This is a genomic window from Paenibacillus sp. FSL R7-0128 (assembly GCF_038002245.1).
In the GTDB taxonomy this organism is placed as follows: domain Bacteria; phylum Bacillota; class Bacilli; order Paenibacillales; family Paenibacillaceae; genus Paenibacillus_AQ; species Paenibacillus_AQ silagei.
Window position 1 is genome coordinate 3,879,344 of the sequence record NZ_JBBOCD010000001.1, and the last position, 23,009, is coordinate 3,902,352.

18 protein-coding genes are annotated in these 23,009 nt (G+C 53.4%); all 18 read left to right on the forward strand.

The genetic code is table 11. The features are described 5' to 3' along the window. Window position 1: 1 nt before the first annotated feature. The 18 genes from NST26_RS16000 (at window position 2) to NST26_RS16085 (ending at window position 22,989) form a co-directional block, all read left to right on the forward strand. Window positions 2-871 carry a carbohydrate ABC transporter permease gene (locus NST26_RS16000; RefSeq protein WP_209870928.1) on the forward strand — a complete coding sequence of 290 codons (870 nt, stop codon included), beginning with the start codon at window positions 2-4 and terminating at the stop codon, window positions 869-871. A gap of 42 nt (window positions 872-913) precedes the next feature. Beyond that, window positions 914-2,482, forward strand: a complete 1,569-nt coding sequence (locus NST26_RS16005) for an extracellular solute-binding protein (protein ID WP_340952827.1) — start codon at window positions 914-916, stop codon at window positions 2,480-2,482. A gap of 85 nt (window positions 2,483-2,567) precedes the next feature. Beyond that, entirely contained in the window at window positions 2,568-5,624 is a 3,057-nt protein-coding gene (locus NST26_RS16010) for a CBM96 family carbohydrate-binding protein (RefSeq protein ID WP_340952825.1), read from the forward strand. Window positions 5,625-5,673: 49 nt separating this feature from the next. Then, window positions 5,674-6,450 (forward strand): glucosamine-6-phosphate deaminase, encoded by a 777-nt coding sequence (locus NST26_RS16015; RefSeq protein ID WP_340952823.1) that lies wholly within the window; start codon window positions 5,674-5,676, stop codon window positions 6,448-6,450. Then, a complete protein-coding gene (locus NST26_RS16020; protein ID WP_340952821.1) occupies window positions 6,447-7,610 on the forward strand; it encodes an N-acetylglucosamine-6-phosphate deacetylase in 1,164 nt (387 codons plus the stop codon). Before NST26_RS16015 ends, NST26_RS16020 begins: the two co-directional genes overlap by 4 nt. Before the next feature lie 787 nt (window positions 7,611-8,397). Beyond that, window positions 8,398-10,284 carry a DUF4838 domain-containing protein gene (locus tag NST26_RS16025; protein WP_340952820.1) on the forward strand — a complete coding sequence of 629 codons (1,887 nt, stop codon included), beginning with the start codon at window positions 8,398-8,400 and terminating at the stop codon, window positions 10,282-10,284. 34 nt (window positions 10,285-10,318) lie between these two features. Beyond that, on the forward strand, window positions 10,319-11,878 hold the full coding sequence (locus NST26_RS16030; protein WP_340979444.1) for a glycoside hydrolase family 3 protein: 1,560 nt from the start codon (window positions 10,319-10,321) through the stop codon (window positions 11,876-11,878). Between the two features lie 278 nt (window positions 11,879-12,156). After that, entirely contained in the window at window positions 12,157-14,034 is a 1,878-nt protein-coding gene (locus tag NST26_RS16035) for a beta-L-arabinofuranosidase domain-containing protein (RefSeq protein ID WP_340952814.1), read from the forward strand. 256 nt (window positions 14,035-14,290) lie between these two features. Further along, a complete protein-coding gene (locus tag NST26_RS16040; protein WP_340980850.1) occupies window positions 14,291-14,851 on the forward strand; it encodes a TetR/AcrR family transcriptional regulator in 561 nt (186 codons plus the stop codon). 20 nt (window positions 14,852-14,871) lie between these two features. Next, window positions 14,872-15,624: a (S)-benzoin forming benzil reductase gene (locus tag NST26_RS16045; RefSeq protein ID WP_340952812.1), complete on the forward strand. Its 753-nt coding sequence runs from the start codon at window positions 14,872-14,874 to the stop codon at window positions 15,622-15,624. After that, window positions 15,608-16,627, forward strand: coding sequence for a hypothetical protein (locus NST26_RS16050; protein WP_340979445.1), 1,020 nt, complete (start codon window positions 15,608-15,610; stop codon window positions 16,625-16,627). Before NST26_RS16045 ends, NST26_RS16050 begins: the two co-directional genes overlap by 17 nt. Window positions 16,628-17,221: 594 nt before the next feature. Further along, window positions 17,222-18,601: a helix-turn-helix transcriptional regulator gene (locus NST26_RS16055; protein WP_340979446.1), complete on the forward strand. Its 1,380-nt coding sequence runs from the start codon at window positions 17,222-17,224 to the stop codon at window positions 18,599-18,601. A 180-nt stretch (window positions 18,602-18,781) separates the two neighbouring features. Next, on the forward strand, window positions 18,782-18,997 hold the full coding sequence (locus tag NST26_RS16060; protein ID WP_340952806.1) for an aspartyl-phosphate phosphatase Spo0E family protein: 216 nt from the start codon (window positions 18,782-18,784) through the stop codon (window positions 18,995-18,997). After that, window positions 18,972-19,649, forward strand: coding sequence for a response regulator transcription factor (locus tag NST26_RS16065; RefSeq protein ID WP_036726867.1), 678 nt, complete (start codon window positions 18,972-18,974; stop codon window positions 19,647-19,649). Before NST26_RS16060 ends, NST26_RS16065 begins: the two co-directional genes overlap by 26 nt. After that, window positions 19,646-20,656: a sensor histidine kinase gene (locus NST26_RS16070; protein WP_340952805.1), complete on the forward strand. Its 1,011-nt coding sequence runs from the start codon at window positions 19,646-19,648 to the stop codon at window positions 20,654-20,656. The genes NST26_RS16065 and NST26_RS16070 overlap by 4 nt, the downstream gene beginning before the upstream one ends. 91 nt (window positions 20,657-20,747) lie before the next feature. Beyond that, window positions 20,748-21,461 carry an ABC transporter ATP-binding protein gene (locus NST26_RS16075; RefSeq protein ID WP_340952804.1) on the forward strand — a complete coding sequence of 238 codons (714 nt, stop codon included), beginning with the start codon at window positions 20,748-20,750 and terminating at the stop codon, window positions 21,459-21,461. Further along, entirely contained in the window at window positions 21,458-22,243 is a 786-nt protein-coding gene (locus NST26_RS16080; protein ID WP_340952802.1) for an ABC transporter permease, read from the forward strand. The genes NST26_RS16075 and NST26_RS16080 overlap by 4 nt, the downstream gene beginning before the upstream one ends. Further along, window positions 22,240-22,989 (forward strand): ABC transporter permease, encoded by a 750-nt coding sequence (locus tag NST26_RS16085; protein WP_340952800.1) that lies wholly within the window; start codon window positions 22,240-22,242, stop codon window positions 22,987-22,989. Before NST26_RS16080 ends, NST26_RS16085 begins: the two co-directional genes overlap by 4 nt. Window positions 22,990-23,009: the final 20 nt, after the last annotated feature.

A 23,009-nucleotide genomic window follows, 5' to 3' on the forward strand; every position in this document is an offset into this window, starting at 1 on the left:
GATGAGATCACCGAGAATATCCTTGTTTAATATTGTCAGCACGTTCTTTCTGCTGATCGTTGTGGTGATTACGCTCTATCCGTTCCTGCACATGCTGGCGGTGTCTCTGAGCAGCGATATCAATGTCATCAAGAACACGGTCTCGTTCTGGCCCAAGGGCTTCAATGTGAAGATGTACGAGCTGGTGCTTGGAGACCCGAAGATCTGGACGGCCTATAAAAACACGCTGATCTACACCGTGCTCGGCACGCTGATCTCGCTGGTGGTTACGTCTACCGGGGCCTATGCGCTCTCCCGCCGGGATATGGCGCTGCGCAAGACCTTCACGATGCTGATCGTCGTGACGATGTTCTTCAGCGGCGGGATGATCCCGACCTTCCTCGTGGTCCGCTCCCTGAATATGGTGGATACCGTATGGGGCATGGTCCTGCCGGGCGCGGTCAGCACCTGGAATCTGATTCTGATGCGTACTTTCTTCTCGGGCATTCCCAAGGAGCTGGAGGAATCCGGGCGCATCGACGGGTTGAATGATATCGGGATATTCATGCGTATCATCATTCCGCTGTCGAAGGCTTCCTTCGCCACTATTGCTTTATTTTACGCAGTGGGCATGTGGAATAACTTCATCTATCCGCTCCTGTATCTGCGCACTCCGGATCTGTTCCCGCTCCAGGTGCTGCTCCGCAATCTGGTGCTGGCGGGAAGCGCAAGCTCGGGGGATGTGACCGGGATCGGGGGAGACAACCAGGTCGTTGAAGAGTCGCTCAAATATGCAACGATTATGGTCTCTACGCTGCCGATACTCACGGTATATCCGTTTGTTCAGAAGTATTTTGTCAAAGGCGCCATGATCGGTGCAGTGAAGGGCTGAACCGGTCTGAACCATAACTACTACTTAAGGGAGAGATGAAGAATGAACAAATGGAAGTCTGTAATGCTACCCCTCGCGGCAGCGGCAATACTGGTGAGCGGCTGCAGCGGGGGCAATAACAATTCCGCTTCGCCTGCGGCTACGGCTGCACCTGGAGGAGAAGCTTCTCCGGCCACTTCGGAAGCGAAGCAGGCCCACACCTTCACCGCACTGCTGGACAACAATGCCACCTTCCCTTATTCCAAGGACTGGCCGGTCTGGGGCTGGATCAAGGATCAGACCGGGGTCACGCTGGAGGTGCAGACTCCTTCCGGGAAGCTGGCTGAAGCGCTGAATCTCGCGGTGGCCTCTAATGCGCTGCCGGATCTGATGTATATGCCCAACCGCAAGGAATCGAACAAATTCGGCCAGCAGGGAGCACTCGTGGACCTGATGGAATACATGGACAAGCTGCCGAATCTGACCGCCTGGATGAAACAATATCCGGATGAGGCGAAGGCGGCGCTCTCCGCTGACGGCAAAATGTATATGTTCCCGAACCAGGGCTTCGGGGAGACGAACCGGATGATCTGGATGTACCGCCAGGATGTTTTTGAGAAGGAAGGCATTCAGGCTCCCAAGACTTATGATGAGCTGCATACGGCTCTGAAGACGCTCAAGACGAAATACCCGGACAGTTACCCGTTGTCGCTCCGTTACGGACAGATCCCGGATGAGATGAACACGAATATGACGGTCAACTATGGAACGGGCGAAGGGGCGTACTACGATTTTGATGCAAAAGAATGGCGCTATGGGCCGACAGAGGACAGCTACAAGGAAATGGTCGGCATGTGGAAGCAATTCTATGATGAAGGGCTGATTCCGCCGGACTTCCTCTCGCTGCAGACCAAGCAGTGGCAGGACATGGTGTCTACCGGCAAGTCTTTTGTAACCGTAGATTATATCAGCCGTGTGGACTTCTTCAATAATGCGATGCGCAAGGAGAACCCTGAATTCAATATGCAGTTCATGGCTCCTCCCGCAGGGCTTGAGGGCGGCAAGCAGCTCAATCCTTACTTCCATTACATGGAGGGCGGTCTGACGGTAGCTTCCACCTCCAAGAATATCGAAGATATCATGAGTTATATGGACTTTTTCTATTCGGAAGAAGGCCGCACGCTCAGCAGCTGGGGTGTGGAAGGTGAGACGTATGTGAAGGAAGGCGATACGATCAAGTTCAAGCCGGAATTCACCGATGTGATTGAAATGCGGAAAGCAACGGGACTTCAGACCAGCGGAACCTATACGTGGATTGACTTCAATGCCCATCTGTCCCTGTTCTCGGATGACCTGAAGCACGCCTATGAAGAAGCCGTCAAATACGATCCGGCCAACATGCAGCCGCGTCCGGCCTTCACCGAGAAGGAGAATGAAGTCATCTCGATCACCGGACAGGCGATCAAGAAGCACCGTGATGAGAGCTTTGCCAAATTCGTGACCGGCTCCCGTAAGCTGGCGGACTGGGATAAATATGTTGAGGAGATCAACAATCTGGGCGTGGACAAGCTGCTGGCAACGTACAAGGAAGCGTATGACCGTGTTCAGAATATTCAATTGAGCAGCAACTAACCGGGTACTGACCGCAGGGAAGAACCGCTGAAGCACAGGCAAGGCATTCAGGGTAATCGCGTGACCATTAAAGGAGGCGCCGCTTATGAAGCAATGGCTGCAAGGCTCTGGCAAACGGCTTGGATGGATTCTATCGGTGGTAGGTCTGATTCTTGTACTCTCAGCAGTAGCGGTTCCGGGCGCAGCCCGGGCCGCAGGCACCATTACACTGGATGAACCGCCCGGGGGATATGTCTCCTCCGGCGGGCCGGTGGAGGTCAGTGGTACCTATAGCGGACTGTACGATGTCCGGCTATATGTGAACGGGACGGCCCAGTTCGAAGCGCTGCTGGATGACCCGGACGGGGATGACAGCGGCACCTGGTCTTATACGCTCGACACCTCACGTTACAACGGTTCGGTGGAGCTGGTGGCCCGCGGGCTGGATACCACCACCCGCTATGGGGTGTGGAGTCCGTCCGTCACCCTTGAGGTGAACAACCCGGCAGGCGTTGCGCCAGTGGTGACGATTACCGGACCGGACGAAGGGATTGCTGTGACCGGACAGGTGGCGGTCACCGTTCAGGCAGAGTCGATTACGCCAGTCTCGGCTGTGCAGGTCCGGGTGAACCGGGGACCGTGGCAGCAGGCCGCTTATAACGGCACGGAATATGTATATGCCTGGAATACGGCGGGCATCGGTGACCGCACGATCAGCCTGGAAGCCCGGGCCACGAATGCGCCCGGACGCTACGGCTACAGCCCGACCGTCTATGCGCAGGTCGGTGCGGGCACACATGAAGCGGCAGTGCCTCTGCCCGATCAGGACCGGGCCATGTGGATCTGGGAGCCGGAGAGCTATAAGCTGCTGCTGAATCCGGGTTCGCGGGAGGTGCTGGAGTCCTTCGTTACGGACACCGCAACCTTCGGATCAGAGCCGGTGACGACGCTGTATCTGGCTGTGGGCAACTACGCGGGCTACCGGGCGCTGGAGGAGCAGGAGGATGAGCTACGCTCCTTCATGCGCTGGGCGCATGAGCGGAACTTAAGCGTCCATGCCCTTGTCGCGGGCGGAACCTCCCCGGCTTATATGGGTGCTTATGAGCGCTACCATAGTCATGCTGTACGGGAGATCGAGCAGATTATCAACTACAATCTTGCGGTGGATGCGGATGAGAAGTTCGATGGAATCAATGTGGACATCGAGCCGTATATCTCCCCGGACTTCAAAGACCCAAGCAAGTTCCTGCAAAAGGAGTACCTGGATGGTCTCCAAAAAATGATTGACCGCCGGGATACAGCCGGTATCCAGCTGCCCTTCGGCCCTGCTGTCCCTAAATGGTATGATTCCTCCGAGCAGGGGGCGAATATCCAGTGGAATGGCACGACAAAATGGCTGTCCGAGCATATCCAGGATATCTCCGATTATATCTCGATCATGGATTACCGGGATTCCGCAGACGGCACAGCGGGCATCATTGCCGGCGCAGCTGGAGAGCTGGCTTATGCCGAGGCGATCGGCAAGCCGAATTCCGTAGTCATCGGGGTAGAGACGCTGGATATTGCTAACAGCGGTGACCCGGAGACCATTACCTTCCAGGAGGAAGGTCGCAGCCACATGGAAGCAGAGCTGGACAAGGTCTACGCCGCTTCCGGGCAGAGCAGCGCTTTCGGCGGAATCGCTGTCCATCATTATGATTCCTACCGGGCATTACCTTCATATTGGGGACCGGGCGGCGTCTTCTGGACAGCGCCGGAAGACCATGAAGCACCATCTGCACCTGCGGGTACGCCAACCGCTGTTGCCAGTGACTATCAGAGCATAAGGCTGAATTACGGAATGGCTACTGACAACTTGGAGGTAGACCGCTACATTATCTACCGCAGCACAGTACCCGGCTTCACGCCAACCTCTGCGGATATTGCCGGACTCGCCCGGGGCCTGAATTATCAGGACAAGGGACTGCTCCCGGATACCACTTATTATTACCGCATCGCCGCCCGTGATCTGGCGGGCAATATCGGGCCGGTCTCCAGCGAAGTGTCAGCTGTTACTGGAAGCACAGCGCTTAGGCCGATGATTGTGACGGATATGCAGCTAGCCTACACCGGGACTGCGGCTTCCGCTACCATGAAAGTGCGCGACTATACTACCGGGGTGGTGCTTGAAGGAGCAGTTATAGAAGGCCGCTTCACGTATTCGGCGGGCCGTTACGCGGCGGCAGTTACAGGAGCGGATGGGCGGGCTGCCTTCACTTCAGAGGCTATTCTGTCGGGGCGTCAAGCCGGATTCGAGCCGAGAAGAGTTCAGGCAGCCGGTTATTACTATGCCAGCGCCCATGACCTGCCGCATACTTCCGCATTACTGTCGCATGGCGGGCTTAGTGGATTAACGTTATCGGCAGGAGTGTGGGATAAGCCTTTTGCTGCAAGTGACAATGCCTATACCGTTACAGTCAACAGCAACGTAACCGTGCTACAAGTCACACCGGTTACCGTCAAGGCCTCGGATGCGGTACTTGTAAACGGAATGCCCGTGGCATCGGGAACAGCCGCGTCCGTTACGATCGGATCAGAGCCTGCCGAGGTATCGGTCCTGGTGTATCACGAGGATGGAACCGCAGATCTCTATCTGCTGCATATCGAGAGAAGTGCTCCGGCAGATCCGGTGATCCCGGTGACCATGGATGCCTATGTCCATGAGCACCAGCCCTCCGCTAATTTCGGGCAGGAGCCTGTGCTGGAGGTTGCCGATCTGCCGAATGCACAGGGCGGAGGCGACCGTATCGCCTTCATGAAGGCAGAGCTGAATCTCTCCGGGACGGCGGTGCAGTCCGTAACGCTGAACGTCTATGTTACCGCTGCTCCAGCTTCTCCGGTTACGCTTGCTCTGAAGGGCTACACCGGAGCGCAGTGGACCGAGAGTGGCATTACCTGGAATAACCGCCCTGTCAGCGGCGGAACGAATCTCGGAACAGTCCGGGTCACCGGGTCCGGGTGGTACAGCGCGGATGTGACCGCTTATGTTGTCGCGGCAGCGGCGGCTGGACTTACGCCGACCTTTCAGTGGAGCGACCCTAATACTACGGGAATCGTTGTAACGCTGGCCAGTTCAGAGAATTCGGATAACAAGCCATATCTATTAGTTAATGACGGGTTGTAAAAGAGAAGGGGCGGTCACTTCCGCCCCAATAAGGAGGAGAGGGTTCATCATGGAAGAGACGTTGACTCCGGCGGCGGAGCATCTAGTGGAGCGTATGCGCGTTCTGGTCTATAACGAGCGCAGCCAGATGGGAGCTGCGGCGGCAGGAGCGGTCGGGCAGTGCATCAGAGACTTGCTGGGGAAGTCTCAGTCTCCGATTCGCATTGTATTTGCCGCAGCTCCATCACAGAATGAGCTGTATGAAGGACTGGTCCGGGAGCAGGGGATTGACTGGTCCCGGGTGCACGCTTTTCATATGGATGAATATATCGGCCTGCCGGAGAAGGCCCATCAGCGCTTCGGGAACTATTTGCAGGAACGGTTGTTCAGCAGAGTCAATCCCGGACGGATCGAGTTGCTGGGCCGGACGGGCAATATTGAAGGGGAGTGCCGGAGATACGCGGAGCTGCTGAATGAAGCGCCTATTGATATCGTCTGCCTTGGCATCGGTGAGAACGGGCATATTGCGTTCAATGATCCGCCTGTAGCCGATTTCGCCGATCCGCTGCTTGTTAAAGCGGTTGAATTGGATGAAGCCTGCCGGACGCAGCAGGTGAATGACGGCTGCTTCGCCACGCTGGACGATGTCCCTACTCATGCGCTGACGCTGACCGTGCCCGCCTTGATGGCAGGTTATCATCTGTTCGCCATTGTTCCCGGCAAAGCCAAGCGGGCTGCGCTGCAGGCTGCGCTTCATGGCCCGCTCAGCACTGCGTGCCCGGCGAGCCTACTGCGGACCCATCCCGCCATTACACTATTTACCGACCGGGATGCCTTCGGCTCATGAACGGTGTGATCTCGGGAAGACATTACAGAACCGGCCTGCCGCTCGAGGTCCACGTTAACGGTGGCGTCATTGAAGCGGTTCATACCCTGGCCGAAAGTCCGCATATGGCCGATTGGCCCTGGCTTGCGCCGGGGCTGGTTGATTTGCAGGTGAACGGCGGCTGGGGGCTTGACTTCAATACGCTGCCGCTTGCACCGGAGACCGTGGCTGGACTCTCGCGCCGCCTGCTGGCCCGGGGAGTTACCTCGTATTGTCCTACCCTGATTACGAACGGGTCGGACCAGCTCGTCCAGGCAGCATCCGTGATTGCTGAAGCCGTGCGGACACAGCCGGATATCGCCGGGCTGATTGCAGGCATTCATCTGGAGGGGCCCTTCCTGTCCCCGGAGAACGGTCCGCGCGGGGCGCATCCCCTGGAGCATATCTGCCCGCCCGATTGGGAGGCCTTCTGCCGCTGGCAGGAGGCGGCGGAGGGGCTGATCCGGATCATTACCGTGTCGCCCGAATGGCCGGGAGCCGCAGCCTTCATCTCCAGATGCACCGCTTCCGGCGTGAGGGTCTCCATCGGACATACGGCGGCCTCACCGGAGCAGATCCGGCAAGCAGTGGCCGCAGGGGCGGTGATGTCTACTCATCTGGGCAACGGTACGCATCTTACTCTGCCGCGCCATCCTCACTATCTGTGGGAGCAACTGGCTGCCGATGAGCTGTATGGCTGCATGATTGCCGACGGCTGCCATCTGCCGGATGCGCTGCTGAAGGTGATCCTGCGGGTGAAGCAGAGCCGGGCGATTCTGGTCAGCGATGCCGTCTCGCTGAGCGGCATGGCGCCGGGTGCCTACCGGCTGCATATCGGCGGCGACGTGGTGCTGACGCCGGAAGGAAGGCTGCATCTGGCTGGCCATCCCCGGCTGCTGGCCGGATCGGCCATGATGCTGGCGGACCAGGTGGCCTACCTGGCCCGGGCCGGGTTGGCAACGCTGGAGGAGGCGCTCGACTGCGCTTCGCTTCACCCGGCCCGGCTGCTGAGGCTCCCGCAGGCTGCCGGACTTACCGCCGGTGCCCCAGCAGATCTGATCGGCTTCCGCAAGAACGGCGGAGCCCTGGACATTCAGGCAGTGTGGAAGAATGGCCGGATTACAGCGGCTGACAAGGATTAGTCTAGCAGGGCGGCCCGTAAGCCAAATGTAGTCGAAAAACCGATCACATTGCGACCAGGGGCGGCACGTGAGCCCAATGTAGTCGAAAAACCGATCACATTGCGACCGGGGGCGGCACGTGGGCCAAATGTAGTCGAAAAACCGATCACATTGCGACCGGGCGCAGCACGTAGACCAAATATAGTCGAAAAACCGATCACATTGAAACCGGGAGCGGCTCGTAGGCCCAAATGTAGTCGAAAAACCGATTACATTCTGACCAGGAGCGGCACGTGAGCTCAATGTAGTCGAAAAACCGATTACATTCGGAGCAGGAGCGGCACGTGAGCCCAATATAGTCGAAAAACCGACCACATTTGGACCGGGGACGGCCCGTAAGCCAAATGTAATCGAAAAACCGATCACATTGCGACCAGGGGCGGCGCGTAAGCCAAATGTAATCGAAAAACCGATCACATTGCGACTGGGGGTAGCGAGTAGGCCAAATGTAGTCGAAAAACCGATCACATTGCGACTGGGGGTAGCGAGTAGGCCAAATGTAGTCGAAAAACCGATCACATTGAAACCGGGAGCGGCTCGTAGGCCCAAATGTAATCGAAAAACCGATCACATTGCGACCGGGGACGGTGCGGAGGCCCAATGTAGTCGAAAAACCGAACACATTGCGAATCAGGGGCGGCGCGTAAGCCCAATGTAGTCGAAAAACCGAACACAATAATAGGCGGTTTCGTCCTTACTGATCCAATCCATAAATTTAAACCTGACGTTGTAAGAGGAGGAGAGAGCGATGCTTAGCTTAATACCCGAGCCGAAGCAGGTAAGGTTGACAGAGAAGGAGCCATGGCAGGCCGGCGGGGAATTCCGTCTGCGGTTGGCTATGGAAGTGGAAGATCCCCGGCTGGTGCTTCATTGCCGGCGGGCTTTTCCCGGCAGGGAAGTCACCGCCGCCGTCACGGGAGCAGGCGAGGGATACTCGCTGCTGATTGAGGAGATTGTGAGAATCGAGGGAACGGAGGAGACTGAGAGCACTTCAGCGCAGGCAGTGCCTGGAGAAGCGGGACCGACTAACGGCCGGGCTTCGGTTGCTGATCCTGCTAAGGCCGACCTGTCCCCACTGAAGGGCCGGGCGGAAGGCTACATTCTGGAGGTTAGCGCAAGCGGTGCAGCAATCCGCGCCCTTGACGCCCCCGGACTCTATTACGGCTTGCAGACGCTGCTGCAATTGCAGAGCCTGCACGGGGACGGCAGTATTCCGGCGATGTCCATTACGGACTGGCCCGATACGGAGCTTCGGGTGATGAATTTCGATCTGCGCCAGACCTTCTCGAAGCCGGAGCGGCTGATCGAATATCTGGCTGAATTCTCCCGCTACAAGACGAACGCGGTGCTCATTGAATACGAGGACAAGTTCCCATTCCAGACGCACGGGGAATTCGCCCATCCGCAGCACGCGCTTAGCCGGGAAGAGCTGGAGGCGCTCCAGGCTGGGGCCCAGGAGCATTATATCGAGATTATTCCGCTGCAGCAGAGCTTCGGCCATCTGGAGTATGTGCTGCGCTATGACACCTGGAAGCATCTACGGGAGACAGAGGAATCTACTGGCGAGATCTGCCCGTCCCATCCGCAGACCTATGAACTGATTACAAGCTTGCTGGCGGAGATGATGGATGCCCATCCTGAATCACGTTATATTCATCTGGGTTGTGACGAGGTGTACAGCCTGTGCGAATGTGAAGCGTGCCGGAAGGAATTCGGCGGCGTGAGGGAACGGGCCTTCATCTCCTTCCTGAACCGCCTGATCGAATTCACAGCCAGCCGGGGACGGCAGCCGATCTTCTGGCATGACATGCTGGACAAATGCCCGCCCGAGGAGTTGGCGAAGCTTGATCCGCGAAGCGCAGCGATGATCTGGATCTATAACGGCCGCAATATACAAAATGAAGTTACTTCCCTTACCCATAAGTTCAGAGCGCTGGGCATTGAGGTGATGGGTGCTCCTGCGGTCCGCAGCTTCGACTGGGCGGAGCATCAGAACTACCCTGTCATTGACAACCGGACCGACAATCTGCTGCAGTGGGCAGAGACCGCCGAGAAGCTGGATATCCGCTGTATGGTCGCTACGAACTGGACCGGGCCATTCAGCCTTGGCGTTCCTTATGGCGTATTCGAGACCACCTGGTATCCGATGCTGCTTCATGCCGATCTAGCCTGGAACCGGCGGGCAGATGCTGGTACGTTCATCGACCGCTTCCTGGAGCTGTTCCATGGTATAACTCCAGAGACAGGTCATGCGCGGCTGGGAAATTACCAATTAGAGGATTACTACGATATCATCTGGAAGCTGCGGGAGGAGGTGCAGCGGAATCACGGCTACGCTGAGCTGATCGCGATCATGCATGATTTCGAGGTAGCAACCGACCGCTCCAGGGCGATTCACAAGTATGCCTACCGCTGGGAGCTGTACCCGGGCGACAGCGCGGAATGGCGTTCTCTGCTGAACAATTACACCCGTAACCATAACGGACGCGAAGCGGTCCGGCCCCGGATGCTGGAGGCGCTTCTGCAATACCAGCCCCGGGATATGGCTGAGCATTTCGTGAAATCGCGCTTCTATCTGCATGATTACCTGGAGCGGACGCTCTACCGGGAGATCGGGCTGGCCCAGGGAGAATGAGCACTCAATATATCGAGAGGAGGATGGAGCAATTATGCAACTGAACGAAGCAAATCTAAAGCATGATCCGGCCGCCATGAGCCTGGAGGACAAAATAGCGCTTATGTGCGTAGTCGGCACCCCTTCTATAGCGGCAGAGCCGGAGTTCCGTGAACGGATGTCCGGAAACCGGTTCGGCGGGATTGGCCTGTTCCCTCATAATGTGAAGGATGAGCAGCAGACGCTGAAGCTGATGGCGGAGGTTCAGGCCATTGCCGGAGACTCCGGCATTCCGCAGCCTTACTATGTGTCGATCGATGAGGAGGGAGGCACGCTCTCCAAGTTCAAGACCTTCTATCCTTACATTCCCGGCAACCGTGCTGCCGGATTAAGCCTGGATGCTGAGACCGCCTATCTCCAGGGTGAAATCATCGGCAGCCAGCTCCACGCGCTGGGCATCCCGATGAACTGGGCGCCAGTGCTGGATGTGAATACGAATATTGACAATCCGGTTGTCGGGGTGCGCTCTTTCGGCGAAGACCCTGAAGTAGTAGCCGCCTTCGGCAAGGCTTATATTCAGGGGATGCACGAGACAGGTGTAGCGGTAACGGCCAAGCATTTCCCCGGCCATGGACAGGTCAGCGGCGATTCCCATGTCGTCCTCCCCGAGTGTGAACTGACGCTGGAGGAATTAATGAACGGGCCGCTGTTGCCATTTATCGCTGCCATCGAAGCCGGGGCCGATTCAATCATGATGGGACATCTCGTATTTCCTAACATTCCCGAGTCGGCAGGACTGCCTGCTTCACTGAGTCCCTTCTTTGCCGGAGACTTACTGCGCAGCAGGCTGGGCTTTGAGGGTATCATCTGCACCGATGACATCGAGATGGGCGCGATCAAGAAGAATTTCAACCCGGATGAGGTGGGCGTACTGGCCGTGCTGGCCGGCAACGACATGATTCTGATGTGTCATACGCCGGAATTCCAGGAGCAGGTCATCGCGGGTATCCGAAAAGCTGTTCTGGACGGCGTCATCGCCGAATCCAGAATTGACGAATCGGTCAGCCGCATCCTCCGCCTCTATGCGAAATTCCGGCAATACCGGGCGGCAGCCCGGCCCATTCCGCGCGAGGGATGGAATGAGGCGGCCCTGCAATATGCGCGCCGGACGGTCAAGGTCAGCCGCGACCCGCAGCAATTGCTGCCGTTGTCTGCTGAACGCTCATATCTGCTGATCTTGCCGCGCCAGGAGCAGTTGACCATCGCCGACAACTCCGGGGACAATGAGATCGGCCTTGCCGCGCTGCTGGAAGCCCGGGGCTTGTCCGTGCAGACAGAGTATTGCAGCATGAAGCCGGACGCCGCCGAAATTGCGAACCTGTGCGCCAAGGCCGCCGGCCGCACCGTCATTCAGGGGACACTGAATGCCCATCTGTTCCAGGGCCAGCTCGAACTTGCCGAGAAGCTTGCGGCGGCCGTTCCGCTCCTGAACCTGGTACTGCGTAACCCGTATGACGATGCTTACCTGCCGCAGAACGCCGGAAGCATTCTTCTGTGCTCCACCTCCGATTATTCGCTTCAGGCTCTAGCGGAAGTGTTGGTTAGACAGGCTTAATAACTCACTCAAGAGCAGACTCTCATGCCATACTTGGGGTCTGCTCTCATTTGTGTTGATAGAATAACATAGTATTATTGTTGATATATGGGAAATAAGACGGTGTTCGTCACAGAGGAGGATCTGCAGCATCTCTGATCCAGCGCACAATCGGCCGGAATTGATCGGTATGGATCAATTTTATCGTTGTATCCATCATTGGTTTGCGGGACGGGCTGCTTTATAATTTCATTGTGCAAGCAATGCAAGCAATGTCATTCTATTAAGGGGCTGCAGCAATGAGAGAACTGAAGGGCAAACAGGTCATTCTTCAAGATCATGATTTGAGACGCAGAGAGGACGCCAACCGCCGGTATCTGATGAAACTGACAAATGACAATCTCCTCTTTAACTATAAGGTGGAGGCAGGAAGATATGACGGCAGAGATATTCCAGCGGATGCACACGGGGGCTGGGAGACGCCGGTCTGCCAGATCCGCGGACATTTTCTGGGACACTGGCTGTCTGCGGCAGCAATCCGTTATCATGAGACCGGGGATCTGGAACTCAAGCTGAAGGCCGATCTTATCCTGGACGAGCTGGCTGAATGCCAGAAGGACAACGGAGGGCAATGGGCTGCGCCGATTCCCGAGAAATATCTGCACTGGGTGGCCCAAGGCAAGGCGATCTGGGCGCCGCAATATAACATCCATAAGCTATTTATGGGTCTTGTCGATATGCATCATTTCACCGGGAGCCGTAAGGCGCTTGACATCGCAGACCGATTCGCCGACTGGTTCGTCGATTGGAGCAGTACCTTCACCAGAGAGAAGTTCGATGACATACTGGATATGGAGACAGGCGGTATGCTGGAAGCTTGGGCTGATCTGCTGGAGCTTACCGGGAACGATAAATACACTGTTTTGCTGGAACGGTATTACCGCAGCAGATTGTTCCGCCCGTTACTCGAAAATAAAGACCCGCTGACCAACATGCACGCCAACACGACCATTCCCGAGGTACTCGGCTGCGCCAGAGCTTACGAGGTTACCGGCGAGCAGCGCTGGATGGATATTGTCACGGCCTACTGGAAATGTGCGGTCACTGAGCGGGGGATGCTGGCTACCGGCGGCAATACGGCAGGTGAAGTATGGATGCCGAAAATGAAGATCAAGGCCCGCCTTGGAGATAAGAATCAGGAGCACTGTACAGTGTATAACATGATCCGTTTGGCAGAATTTCTTTTCCGGCACACCTCGAATCCGGCCTATGCGCAGTATATCGAATATAATATGTACAACGGAATTATGGCGCAGGCCTATTACCAGGAATACCATCTGACCGGCAACAAGCACAGTGATCCGGCAACTGGGCTGCTCACGTACTTCCTGCCGATGAAAGCCGGGCTGCGGAAGGACTGGAGCACGGAGACAGACAGCTTCTTCTGCTGCCACGGAACGATGGTCCAGGCCAATGCGGCGCTCAACAGAGGCATCTATTATCAGGAGCAGAACGATATCTATGTCTGCCAGTATTTCCGTTCGGAGCTGACCACCGAGATTCACGGAGAGAGCGTGCGGATTCAGCAATCCCAGGATCATATGAGCGGAAGTATGCTGAACTCCTCGAACACAGCCGGGCAGCAGGAGCTGAATGAGATTACTGCACTTCATGAGAACATGCCGGATTACAGAAAATATGATTTTACCGTCCATACCAGTTCTGCCAGCGAGTTTGCCGTCCATCTGCGAATTCCAGACTGGATCATGTCAGAAGCTGTGATCTATGTGAACGGGGAGCTGCACGGGAAGTCTGCGGATCACTCCGCCTTCTATACGATACTACGAGAGTGGCAGGACGGCGACCGGATCAGCATCATTCTGCCTGTAGGCATCCGTTTCATCCCTTTGCCCGACGACGAGCAGACCGGCGCGTTCCGCTATGGCCCTGAAGTACTGGCTGGCATCACCGAGAATGAACGGATCCTCTACACCCCGTTAGCGGATGCAGCCGGTGAGATCATCATGGAGAACGAACGGGAATGGGGGAGCTGGCGTTACTTCTTCAAGACCACCCGTCAGGACCCCGGCATCCAGCTCAGAAGAATCCGCGATATCGGGTATGAGCCTTATCAGGTGTATTTCCCGGTAAAATCCCCCCACAAAGTGGGGTTTTAGCTTCGATGTCTATTCAGGTACTTTGCGGGGACCCCGGAACATATACATTCTTGTCTATTTAAATAAGCATAGGCGTTATTTAGCAGAACAACCACCTGCATCCTTGCAGGTGGTTATTTTATGTGTAAATATATTTTTTGAACGATCGGTCGTTAAATTATTGACAATTCATTAGTTTAATCCTTATAATGACATTAATTCAATCGAAGGGAGCCTGAGGGTTATCAAGAAAAAAGAGATTACATCCAGTTACATCATCCAGGCAGCATTTGAGCTTTTTGCTGAGTATGGAATAGAGAAAACGAGTTTGGGTTTAATTTCAAAAAAAGTGGGGATCACCAAATCCTCTATTTATTATCATTTTGCTACAAAAGAAGAGCTGATCAGCCGGACCTTTGAGCATATTTTCCGGGATCATCATTTTACAGCGTATTTTGATACGGAATCCGTTAATAAGGACAATTTTGCAGAAATCCTAATCAGCGGCGGTCTAAACATGCTGCCAAGCAGCGAGGAAGAGTATCGCTCCACTTTAAGGGTGCTCAGTGAGTTTGCCATGCTGGCTGAACGGGATGAGCAATTTCGAGCTCCATTCTTGAGAATCCAACAAGATTTTGTAACCGGTTTTGTTCAACTTCTGTCGAAGGGCGCTGAATTTGGCCTTATTGCTTCTTCAACCATCGGGGTTAACGCAGCCATTCTTGCTCTGCTTATAGATAATTTATCCAGATGCAAGATGATGAGGATGGATCTCGAATATGAGCTGATTTGGGAAGAGGCTGTCCGAAGAATGATACTTCGTGAAGATCACCAATAACTTACAGGGGGCAGATACACTTGAAACATATTATTATTACAGGTACATCCAGAGGAATCGGTGAATCCCTGGCTAATCAATTCATCGACCCGTCCCACCATCTGATATGTATATCCAGAACGGCTAACCAAGGACTCATGGAGCGAGCGAAGCAACTGTATTGTCAAATGGATTATTTTAATTATGATTTAACGGATATCAGTGGTCTCGATCAGCTTTGTGAAGAAATATTCAGCCGAATTGATCTTCATTCCAGCGGGGAAGCCGTCTATCTAATCAATAATGCCGCCATGCTGACGCCTGTAAGCCCGATTGATAGGTTAGAAACGGGACAGATCATAGAGAACCTCCACTTGAATCTGTTAGCACCCATGGTGATTACCTCCAACTTTTTACGACTTACTAAGCATCTGAATGTGGACAAAAGAATCCTGAATATCTCCTCAGCTTCTGCAAAGTACATACTGCCTTCACAAAGCGCCTACAGTACTGCCAAAGCTGGTTTAGACTCTTTTACCAAGTGTATAGACATAGAACAGAAGCTGGCTACGTATCCGGCAAAAGCAGCAGCAGTGTATCCCGGCATGATCGATACAAGCTTGCAATCGGAAATACGGTCTGTAACCACTGAGCTGTTCCCCTATGTGAATGAATTCATTCAGCTCTCTGCGGAAGGGAAACTGCAATCACCGGAATACACAGCGTCTAGATTAATTGAAATTCTTGTACATGATGATTTCGGAAAGACTGTTATTATTGAAACCATCGATTAATGCTGAGAGAGAGGTGATTAACATCAGTCCCTCCAGAAAATTAAGCAGCTTCAGCCAGCTTGATGACTTCATAACATACGGCGGGTATATGGAAATACCGGAGAATCGCGGACGGACACCTGAAGAGCTTCTACTTGACTGTCAAGCCAGCTCCAGAAGCAAGCACGGTCACAGCCTGGAATTTGAGTTCCGGCAATGCAGGTTAACGGTGGTTTACGCAAAAAAAGGCTATTTCGGATCGCAGCTTGACTTCAGCCGCAGAGGACGAAGAGTTACGGGGAGTGACATGCTCCAATGGCAGGATTTTTCCAATTACCTGGCAGAGCTTGGGTTGACCACCGTCAACTTCACTCAGAAAAGCAAGAGGATTAGAGCGCAGCTAAGCAACGGATTGCGGGTTATTTTCCAATACTCGGCGGACCATGGCGATTATCTGCTGGATCAGATCACCAGCCGTTACGGCAACCAGAGAAAATTGAACCGCATTATCGCTGAACCAATGATCCTGGATATGCAGAGCATGGGTTATACGGTCAGCGAATACCTGAAGCACGGCGGTTTCTTCAAGCTGCCGGGGCAGCAGGACCGCCGCTTCACGGATCTACTCATGCGGTGCACCACCAAAGAAAGCCACAGCAGTATAACAGGCACTATATTGGGATTTCAATTTAAGCGTTGGCTGCTGGAGATCTTTTATGATGAGAAGCTGCAGTTCACAGGCGAGAATATGAAATTCATCGGGGAACACGGAGAGGATAGGAAAGAGGAAGGGCAACAGGATAACGAATTCCGCACATGGGGAGATTTCCAGGCGTTTGCCCGGTATCACGGCATTCAGATCTTAGAGCAATGCCGCAGTCTGGATGTCATGATCGTCTTCCTGGATACAGGGGCCAATGTGCATTTTAATTATTCTGAAGACCTGGAGGATTATGTTGTCACTGTGTTAGAGGGCGACGGAATGCGCTTGCGCGACAGCTACAGGAGAATTTATAAGGATTAATGCGTGTATTCATATGAAAATAAAAAAACCACCGTTGAAGGGCTTTCCCTTAACCGGTGGTTTTTTGCTGATAAACGAACTCCTGCCATGATCACCTACAAAAAGTAGGTCAAATGGAAATTCAATTGCCATTTTTTTGCGCATCTGCACGGTGATTTGAGTATTTCCATTCATCTACTTCACGGGGATCAACACCACACAAGTGACTGATTAGAAGCGCCAATGTAACGTTCGGGAGTACCACACCGTACTCAATATTCTGGTAGTTGCGCAAGGTGCATTTCATGGTGTCGTTAATCTGATGTACGATGGATTCTTGGGTGTACCCTGCGGCTTTCCGTGCATCCTTTATCCTCAAAATGCAATATCTCCCTCAACTTTTCGGTATGTTTTTATGATAGGGGAGGAGACCCGTTAATTTAACGCTTTATAATACACGAAATATATTGCGTATAATGTTTTTAGGTATATAATAATAGATGTAAACGGGATAATTAGTAAAATATCCCTTTATATTGACCGCCGTTTGATTCAGCCTTAGTATCAACTATACGTATGCTTTTAATCCTATTTTATGGGAGGAGGTGTGTTGGTTTGGGATCGGTCAATTCGATTCGGGAAGAACTGCTCGCGTATATGAACAGAAATCAAATGATACATTCCCATTTTGCAGAGTTAGCGGGTCTCAATTCAGGTACGCTCAGCCGGATCTTAAAAGGTAAACATCCAATCTCTATGGCACAGCTTGCTGCGATTACTGCTGGAATGAAGCTGCCGGAGGACTATTTTTTTGAAGACTACATAGAGGAATGCTTTTCTTTTGTAGTCTCCATGCGGCGGATACGACCCTTTATTTTCCGCTCAGCTGAGTTAGAACGTCTGGACTGTCTTGAACAGATTGTGAACCGTCTGCTGGAGGATTTGTCTTATGCATCTTTACTGTTTGAATTCGCTGAACTTTTGTATGGGGACAATAAAAGCCAAGCTGCAAGGATACTGTATCAGGGTGTGAGCGAAGCCGAAAAGTATCAGCATTCCGAACGGTTAGCATTATGCCAGTACCGTATATTTCAGATTGAATTAGAAGAACAACAGGATCTGGAGGAGAGGTTACGTGCAGCCACTCAATTTGAGTTGTATGTCAACCGCTTAGACGCAGCCGATCAGCTCGATGCAATGAAACAGCTAATGCATATTTATGGTCTGGTACACAAGTGGAAGAGAGTAGACGAACTCGCTAAGGAAATGCACCGGATTGCATCCGTTCAATATGAGCTGGAAGGCCGCAGATCTAACACAATAGAAGAAAGGGTGAAGCGTCCTGATCGTCCTTTTTACTATTATATCCTGTACGCATACTTAGCCAGATCTACTGCCAGCGAAGAGTGCGGCGACTACAAGAGGGCATTATCCTTTGTGAAATTGTATGCAAATGGTGAACGCTGGGTTCAGGAGAACGATGAAGAATCCCGGCAGGTCATTGCACAATTTACGGAATGGGCCGTTGCTAACACTTATCTGTACCGGTTAATGTCCGGAGATTTGGATGTAATACATGAGTACGCAGACTATATAGCTATTCAAGAGGATGAAATATTTGTGGCAGTGCGTTATATGGTTCAAGCGGCGAATGTATTTAAGCTTTTCGCGGCATACATACCTTATGAATCCAGCAAGACAGAGTTCGGTGAATACAATCAGGCCATCCTGCAAGAGAGCTACGCGCAATTCCTCATCGACCTTGCAGTCTATTTTTTCAATCACAGCAAGAGTAAGGAACAGGCATTGCACACGGTAATGAAAGGCTTGGAAATATCAATTAGGATCAATAGCAGCCGAAATATCATTGTTTTTATGAGTCTTTATGAGCAATATAGGGATTTCGCGGATCAGGAACTGCAGGAAAGATTCAAAAATCTATCAAGTGAGGTGTATCAGCCTGTAGTGTTTCAATTGTTATTTCAACGACGATAACCTTGGTGACTACACTGGGACATGGTTGGGGAACTTAATCATTTTCGCGAAAATATACAGGGGTGCTCCTGACATTTCGGGGGGCGCCTTTTTTGTTATGTTCTGAAGGTATTTTGTGCAATGCAAAAGACATCCTATTATCTGTCATAAAACCCTAAGATAGCATAAAGGGAGGATTCTATGGTGAACAGAAATATGCTCGTGCAAGTCCGGATTGAACGTGCCCGGAAGCGGCTACACATTCTGGCGGAGAAACATCATGATCTTCAGCACCCTGCGGTCCTTAAGCAATCCATGGTATTGGATGAATTGATTAACCAGTATAATATGGAGGGAGAGCAGCAGAGATTAATAGAGAGCAGGAAATCACTTGAGAACAAACATACTTTATATTGAAGATAATGAGAAAATCGGCACTTGGGTCAAAGAGGAGCTGGAGCAGCGGGGATATTCGGTACAATGGCTGCAATCTGGTGAGGGAGCCGAGGCTGAGGTTACGCAATATGATGTCGTTATTCTGGATATCATGTTACCGGGCTTAGATGGATTCACTATAGGCAAACGGTTGAAAAAGGCGGCCCCCGCCGTTCCAGTGCTGCTGTTGACCGCCCGGACCTCCGTCGACGATAAGGTAGAGGGCTTACAATTCGCGGATGATTATGTGACGAAGCCCTTCCATACCGATGAATTAGTAGCCAGACTGGAGGTATTAATCCGCCGGAGCGGCGGAGTCTCTTCGGACCGCATTACACTGGGCACTCACATTGAAGTGGACACGAAGCTTCAGACCATTTATGACAAGCGTACAGGAGAAGAGATTATTTTGACAGGGAAGCAGCATCAGATCCTGATGTATTTCCTGCGCCATCCGAATCAGGTTCTGCCGAAGGAACAGCTCTATGAAGCTGTCTGGGAGGAAGCCTATATCCCTGGCGACAAGACCTTGCTGGTTCATCTCCACCGGCTGCGGCACAAGCTGGAGCGTGACCCGGAGACCCCGGAGATTATTGAGACGCTGAAGGGAATCGGCTACCGGGTGAAGCTATGAAGCAGCCCCGTTCCTTGTTCCGGCATTTTCTGAAGCTGCACTTTCTGTTCATCTTGCTGCCGCCCCTTGTGCTGATGGTATTCTCATCCTTCTTTGGCACTTCCGGGACAGAGCCAAGATTCAATACATTGAACCTGTTTTACATTACAGTGCTTATATTCACTTGTATAATTGTCGCGTTCGTTGTTCTATCCTGGCTGTTCTTCTGGAGACTCCGCAAACGTCTGACCCGCTTACAAGAAGCTATGTCCGCTACTCCAACTAATGTGGATTCGTGGCCTGAGCCTGTCCTGCTTCAAAAGGACCGCATGGATGAAATAGACCAGTTAGGCGGTTCCTTCAACCGGATGATCCGGCAGCTGGAAGACAGCCGCAGGCGGGAGCAGGAAGAGGCCGGGCTGCGGCAACGGCTCATTGCCAACATGTCCCACGACCTGCGGACGCCGCTGACCATCATGCGGGGACATGTCACCCGGCTGAACAAAGAACCTTTGAGTCCAGAAGGACAGAGCTCTTTAGCCGAGATCAACCAGACTATTACCCGGACCGGAGAACTGATGGATGATTTGCTCTCATACACCTTGCTTACCTCAGGAAAATATCCCTTCGAGCCTGCTCCCACAGACATGGGGCGCCTGGTAAGAGCCTCGGTTGCTGCGTGGTATCCGGTTTTTGAAGAACATGGCATTCAGGTCGATGTTGATCTGCCCGCAGAAGAGACCTTCCACTGGACAGCAGATCCTCGGTGGATGACCAGGGTGCTGGATAATCTGTTTCAGAATATCATCCGCCATGCAGCGGACGGCAAATATGCTTCTATCGCTGTGGATGTGCAGCAGGAACGGATTCTTGTCGCTGACAAAGGCCCTGGCATGGATCATTCTGCATACGGTGGTGGGGCGGGAATAGGGCTATCGACCGTACATTACATGCTGAATACAATGACCCTGAAGGCTGATTTCAACTCCAGCGGGCACGGGACGAGGGTAGTCATTGGCAAAATGTAACCTGAAATTAACCCGGAAGTAAACGGCCTGCCCACCGGGATGTAACCTTGCATCTGTATACTTAGCACCATAACGAAAGGATGTGTTATGGTTGCTTACCATCAATAACTTAGTCAAACGCCGCGGTACGCAGGAGATTCTATCCGGGATCACCTTCGAAGCCAGACCTGGAAGAGTCACAGGATTCCTGGGACCCAACGGGGCCGGCAAAAGCTCTACACTCCGTATCCTGCTCGGATTGGATCATGCCACCTCCGGGAGCGCCTTGATTCATGGCAGGCCCTTCGCAGAATTAGAGCACCCACTGGCAGCCGTAGGTGCCGCGCTGGACGGATCTGGAGCCCATCCGATGCGGACAGGACGGGCACACCTGCGCTGGATCGCTTGCGCCGCCGGTCTGCCCCGCTCACGGGTCGAAGAGGTGCTGGATATTGTCGGTCTTACCACGGCAGCGGGCACTAGAGTCAAGCAATATTCGCTCGGCATGGGGAGAAGACTGGGAATCGCAGCAGCGCTGCTTGCAGACCCGGAGATTCTGATTCTGGATGAACCGGTGAACGGGCTCGACCCGGAAGGCATCCGCTGGATTCGGACATTTCTGCGTAAGCGAGCAGAAGCCGGGAATACGGTGCTGCTCTCCAGTCATCTTATGGGCGAGCTGGCCGAAACGGTGGACGATGTGGTGATCATTAAGCAGGGAAGAATTGTCGCAGACGGCACCTTGCAGGAGGTAACCGGCAGTCATTCCACGCTGGAGGATGCCTTCTTCGCCCTGACCTCTGAACAGGCAGGTGATGCTTGGTGAAGGCATTCCATGCAGAAATCTCGAAATTGCTCTCGCTGCCGGGGATTTGGCTCGCCCTGCTTATTGGAGCATTGGCTCCTGCGGTCATTGCTGCCTTGGACGCTATAGCAGAAAAAGAGGCGATTATAGCTGGAGTCAGCACACGGCTGCCCGAAATGGGCTACAGCGGATTAGGTCTTGGTGTGCAGGGCGTTATTATCCTAGGCGTGCTTGCAGTCAGCAGCGAGTACCGGACAGAGAGCAGTGAAGGGGCCGGAGGGCAGCAGATTTCCACAAGTCTGATGGTTGTGTCATCGCGGCTTCAGTTGTTTCTGGCAAAAGCAGGCGCTGTATCTGTCATCAGCATCCTCCTGTGTATCCTTGCTGTGATTCTGATTGTGCCAACCACACGCTATATATTAGGTGACTATGCCCCGCTACTTGAATGGACCCGGCTTGCCGGTGCCGTCTGCTACTGGACCTTCACTGCACTGTTGGCCTTCGGGCTGACGCTGCTGACGAAGCAGGGCATGATCCCGCTTACCGTGCTCATGATTAATTCATCGCTGGTATCCTTCAGTGTCCTGCTGGCCAAGGTGACGAAGCTGGCATTCTATTTGCCGGACCGGGCCGGCATGGAGATGTTTATGTTCACTAAGAACAGTGCCTCGACCGAGGTTACAGGCAGTCTGTTCGACAGCTATCACACCCCGGTTACCGGCGGCTTGATCATGTTTGCCTGGGTGGCCGTGCTGCTTGGGATTGCAGCTATTGTGTTCCATAGGAGGGATGTTGCAGCATGAATGTCTCATCCGGCAGGAAGACTATACGAATCCTTAGGGCTGAACTGGACAAGCTGATGACATTGCCATGGATATGGACCGCAGTTACGGTTACATTTCTTGTTCATCTGCTTTTGACTGCGGCCTTCACTTCCGCCTCTCTGCAGGAAGGAGCCGCAGCACCCGGAATCCTGAATACAGGACTTGCCTCGATGAGCTATCTTCAGGCAGGGTTCATTATTCTGGGGATCTTGGCGGCTTGCTCCGAGTATACGGGCGGACAGATCCGCACAACGTTAACGGTAATCCCCTGGCGCGGGCACCAATTATTGATGAAGCATCTGGCACTCACCCTGATTACGATTCCTGCGGCGTTTATCCTTACGGCCTCCGGTGTCCTATATGCGGGCTGGAGGCTAGGCGGCCGTGCAGCAGGGATTGAACCTCATGAAGTCATACAAGCATTGCTGGGGGCAACGGGCTATCTGACCTTGACCACACTGCTTAGCGCGGCGATAGGAGCTTTATTGAGAAGAACCCTTCCGGCCCTGGTGATCCTGCTTGGCTATTATTTCATTATCAGTCCATGGTCGCGGGGGCTTCTGCCGGCCTATTTCCCGGATACGGCTGGACGATACATGTACCTCCTGCCTTCCTCTGGCGAAATGAATGTCCTTACGCCTGTGCAGGGGGCCGGTATTTTAATGATCTGGACAGTATCCCTTGTGGCAGTAGCGATTGTTGTCTACCGTATCCGGGATGCTTGAAGCCAGAGAGAGGATGAAGA

Bases quoted from the DNA above. Each gene is read 5' to 3' on its own strand.
- NST26_RS16085 (WP_340952800.1), top strand. From the start codon at position 22,240: ATGAATGTCTCATCCGGCAGGAAGACTATACGAATCCTTAGGGCTGAA.
- NST26_RS16000 (WP_209870928.1), top strand. From the start codon at position 2: ATGAGATCACCGAGAATATCCTTGTTTAATATTGTCAGCACGTTCTTT.
- NST26_RS16005 (WP_340952827.1), top strand. From the start codon at position 914: ATGAACAAATGGAAGTCTGTAATGCTACCCCTCGCGGCAGCGGCAATA.
- NST26_RS16030 (WP_340979444.1), top strand. From the start codon at position 10,319: ATGCAACTGAACGAAGCAAATCTAAAGCATGATCCGGCCGCCATGAGC.
- NST26_RS16020 (WP_340952821.1), top strand. From the start codon at position 6,447: ATGAACGGTGTGATCTCGGGAAGACATTACAGAACCGGCCTGCCGCTC.
- NST26_RS16070 (WP_340952805.1), top strand. From the start codon at position 19,646: ATGAAGCAGCCCCGTTCCTTGTTCCGGCATTTTCTGAAGCTGCACTTT.
- NST26_RS16060 (WP_340952806.1), top strand. From the start codon at position 18,782: ATGGTGAACAGAAATATGCTCGTGCAAGTCCGGATTGAACGTGCCCGG.
- NST26_RS16010 (WP_340952825.1), top strand. From the start codon at position 2,568: ATGAAGCAATGGCTGCAAGGCTCTGGCAAACGGCTTGGATGGATTCTA.
- NST26_RS16025 (WP_340952820.1), top strand. From the start codon at position 8,398: ATGCTTAGCTTAATACCCGAGCCGAAGCAGGTAAGGTTGACAGAGAAG.
- NST26_RS16015 (WP_340952823.1), top strand. From the start codon at position 5,674: ATGGAAGAGACGTTGACTCCGGCGGCGGAGCATCTAGTGGAGCGTATG.
- NST26_RS16035 (WP_340952814.1), top strand. From the start codon at position 12,157: ATGAGAGAACTGAAGGGCAAACAGGTCATTCTTCAAGATCATGATTTG.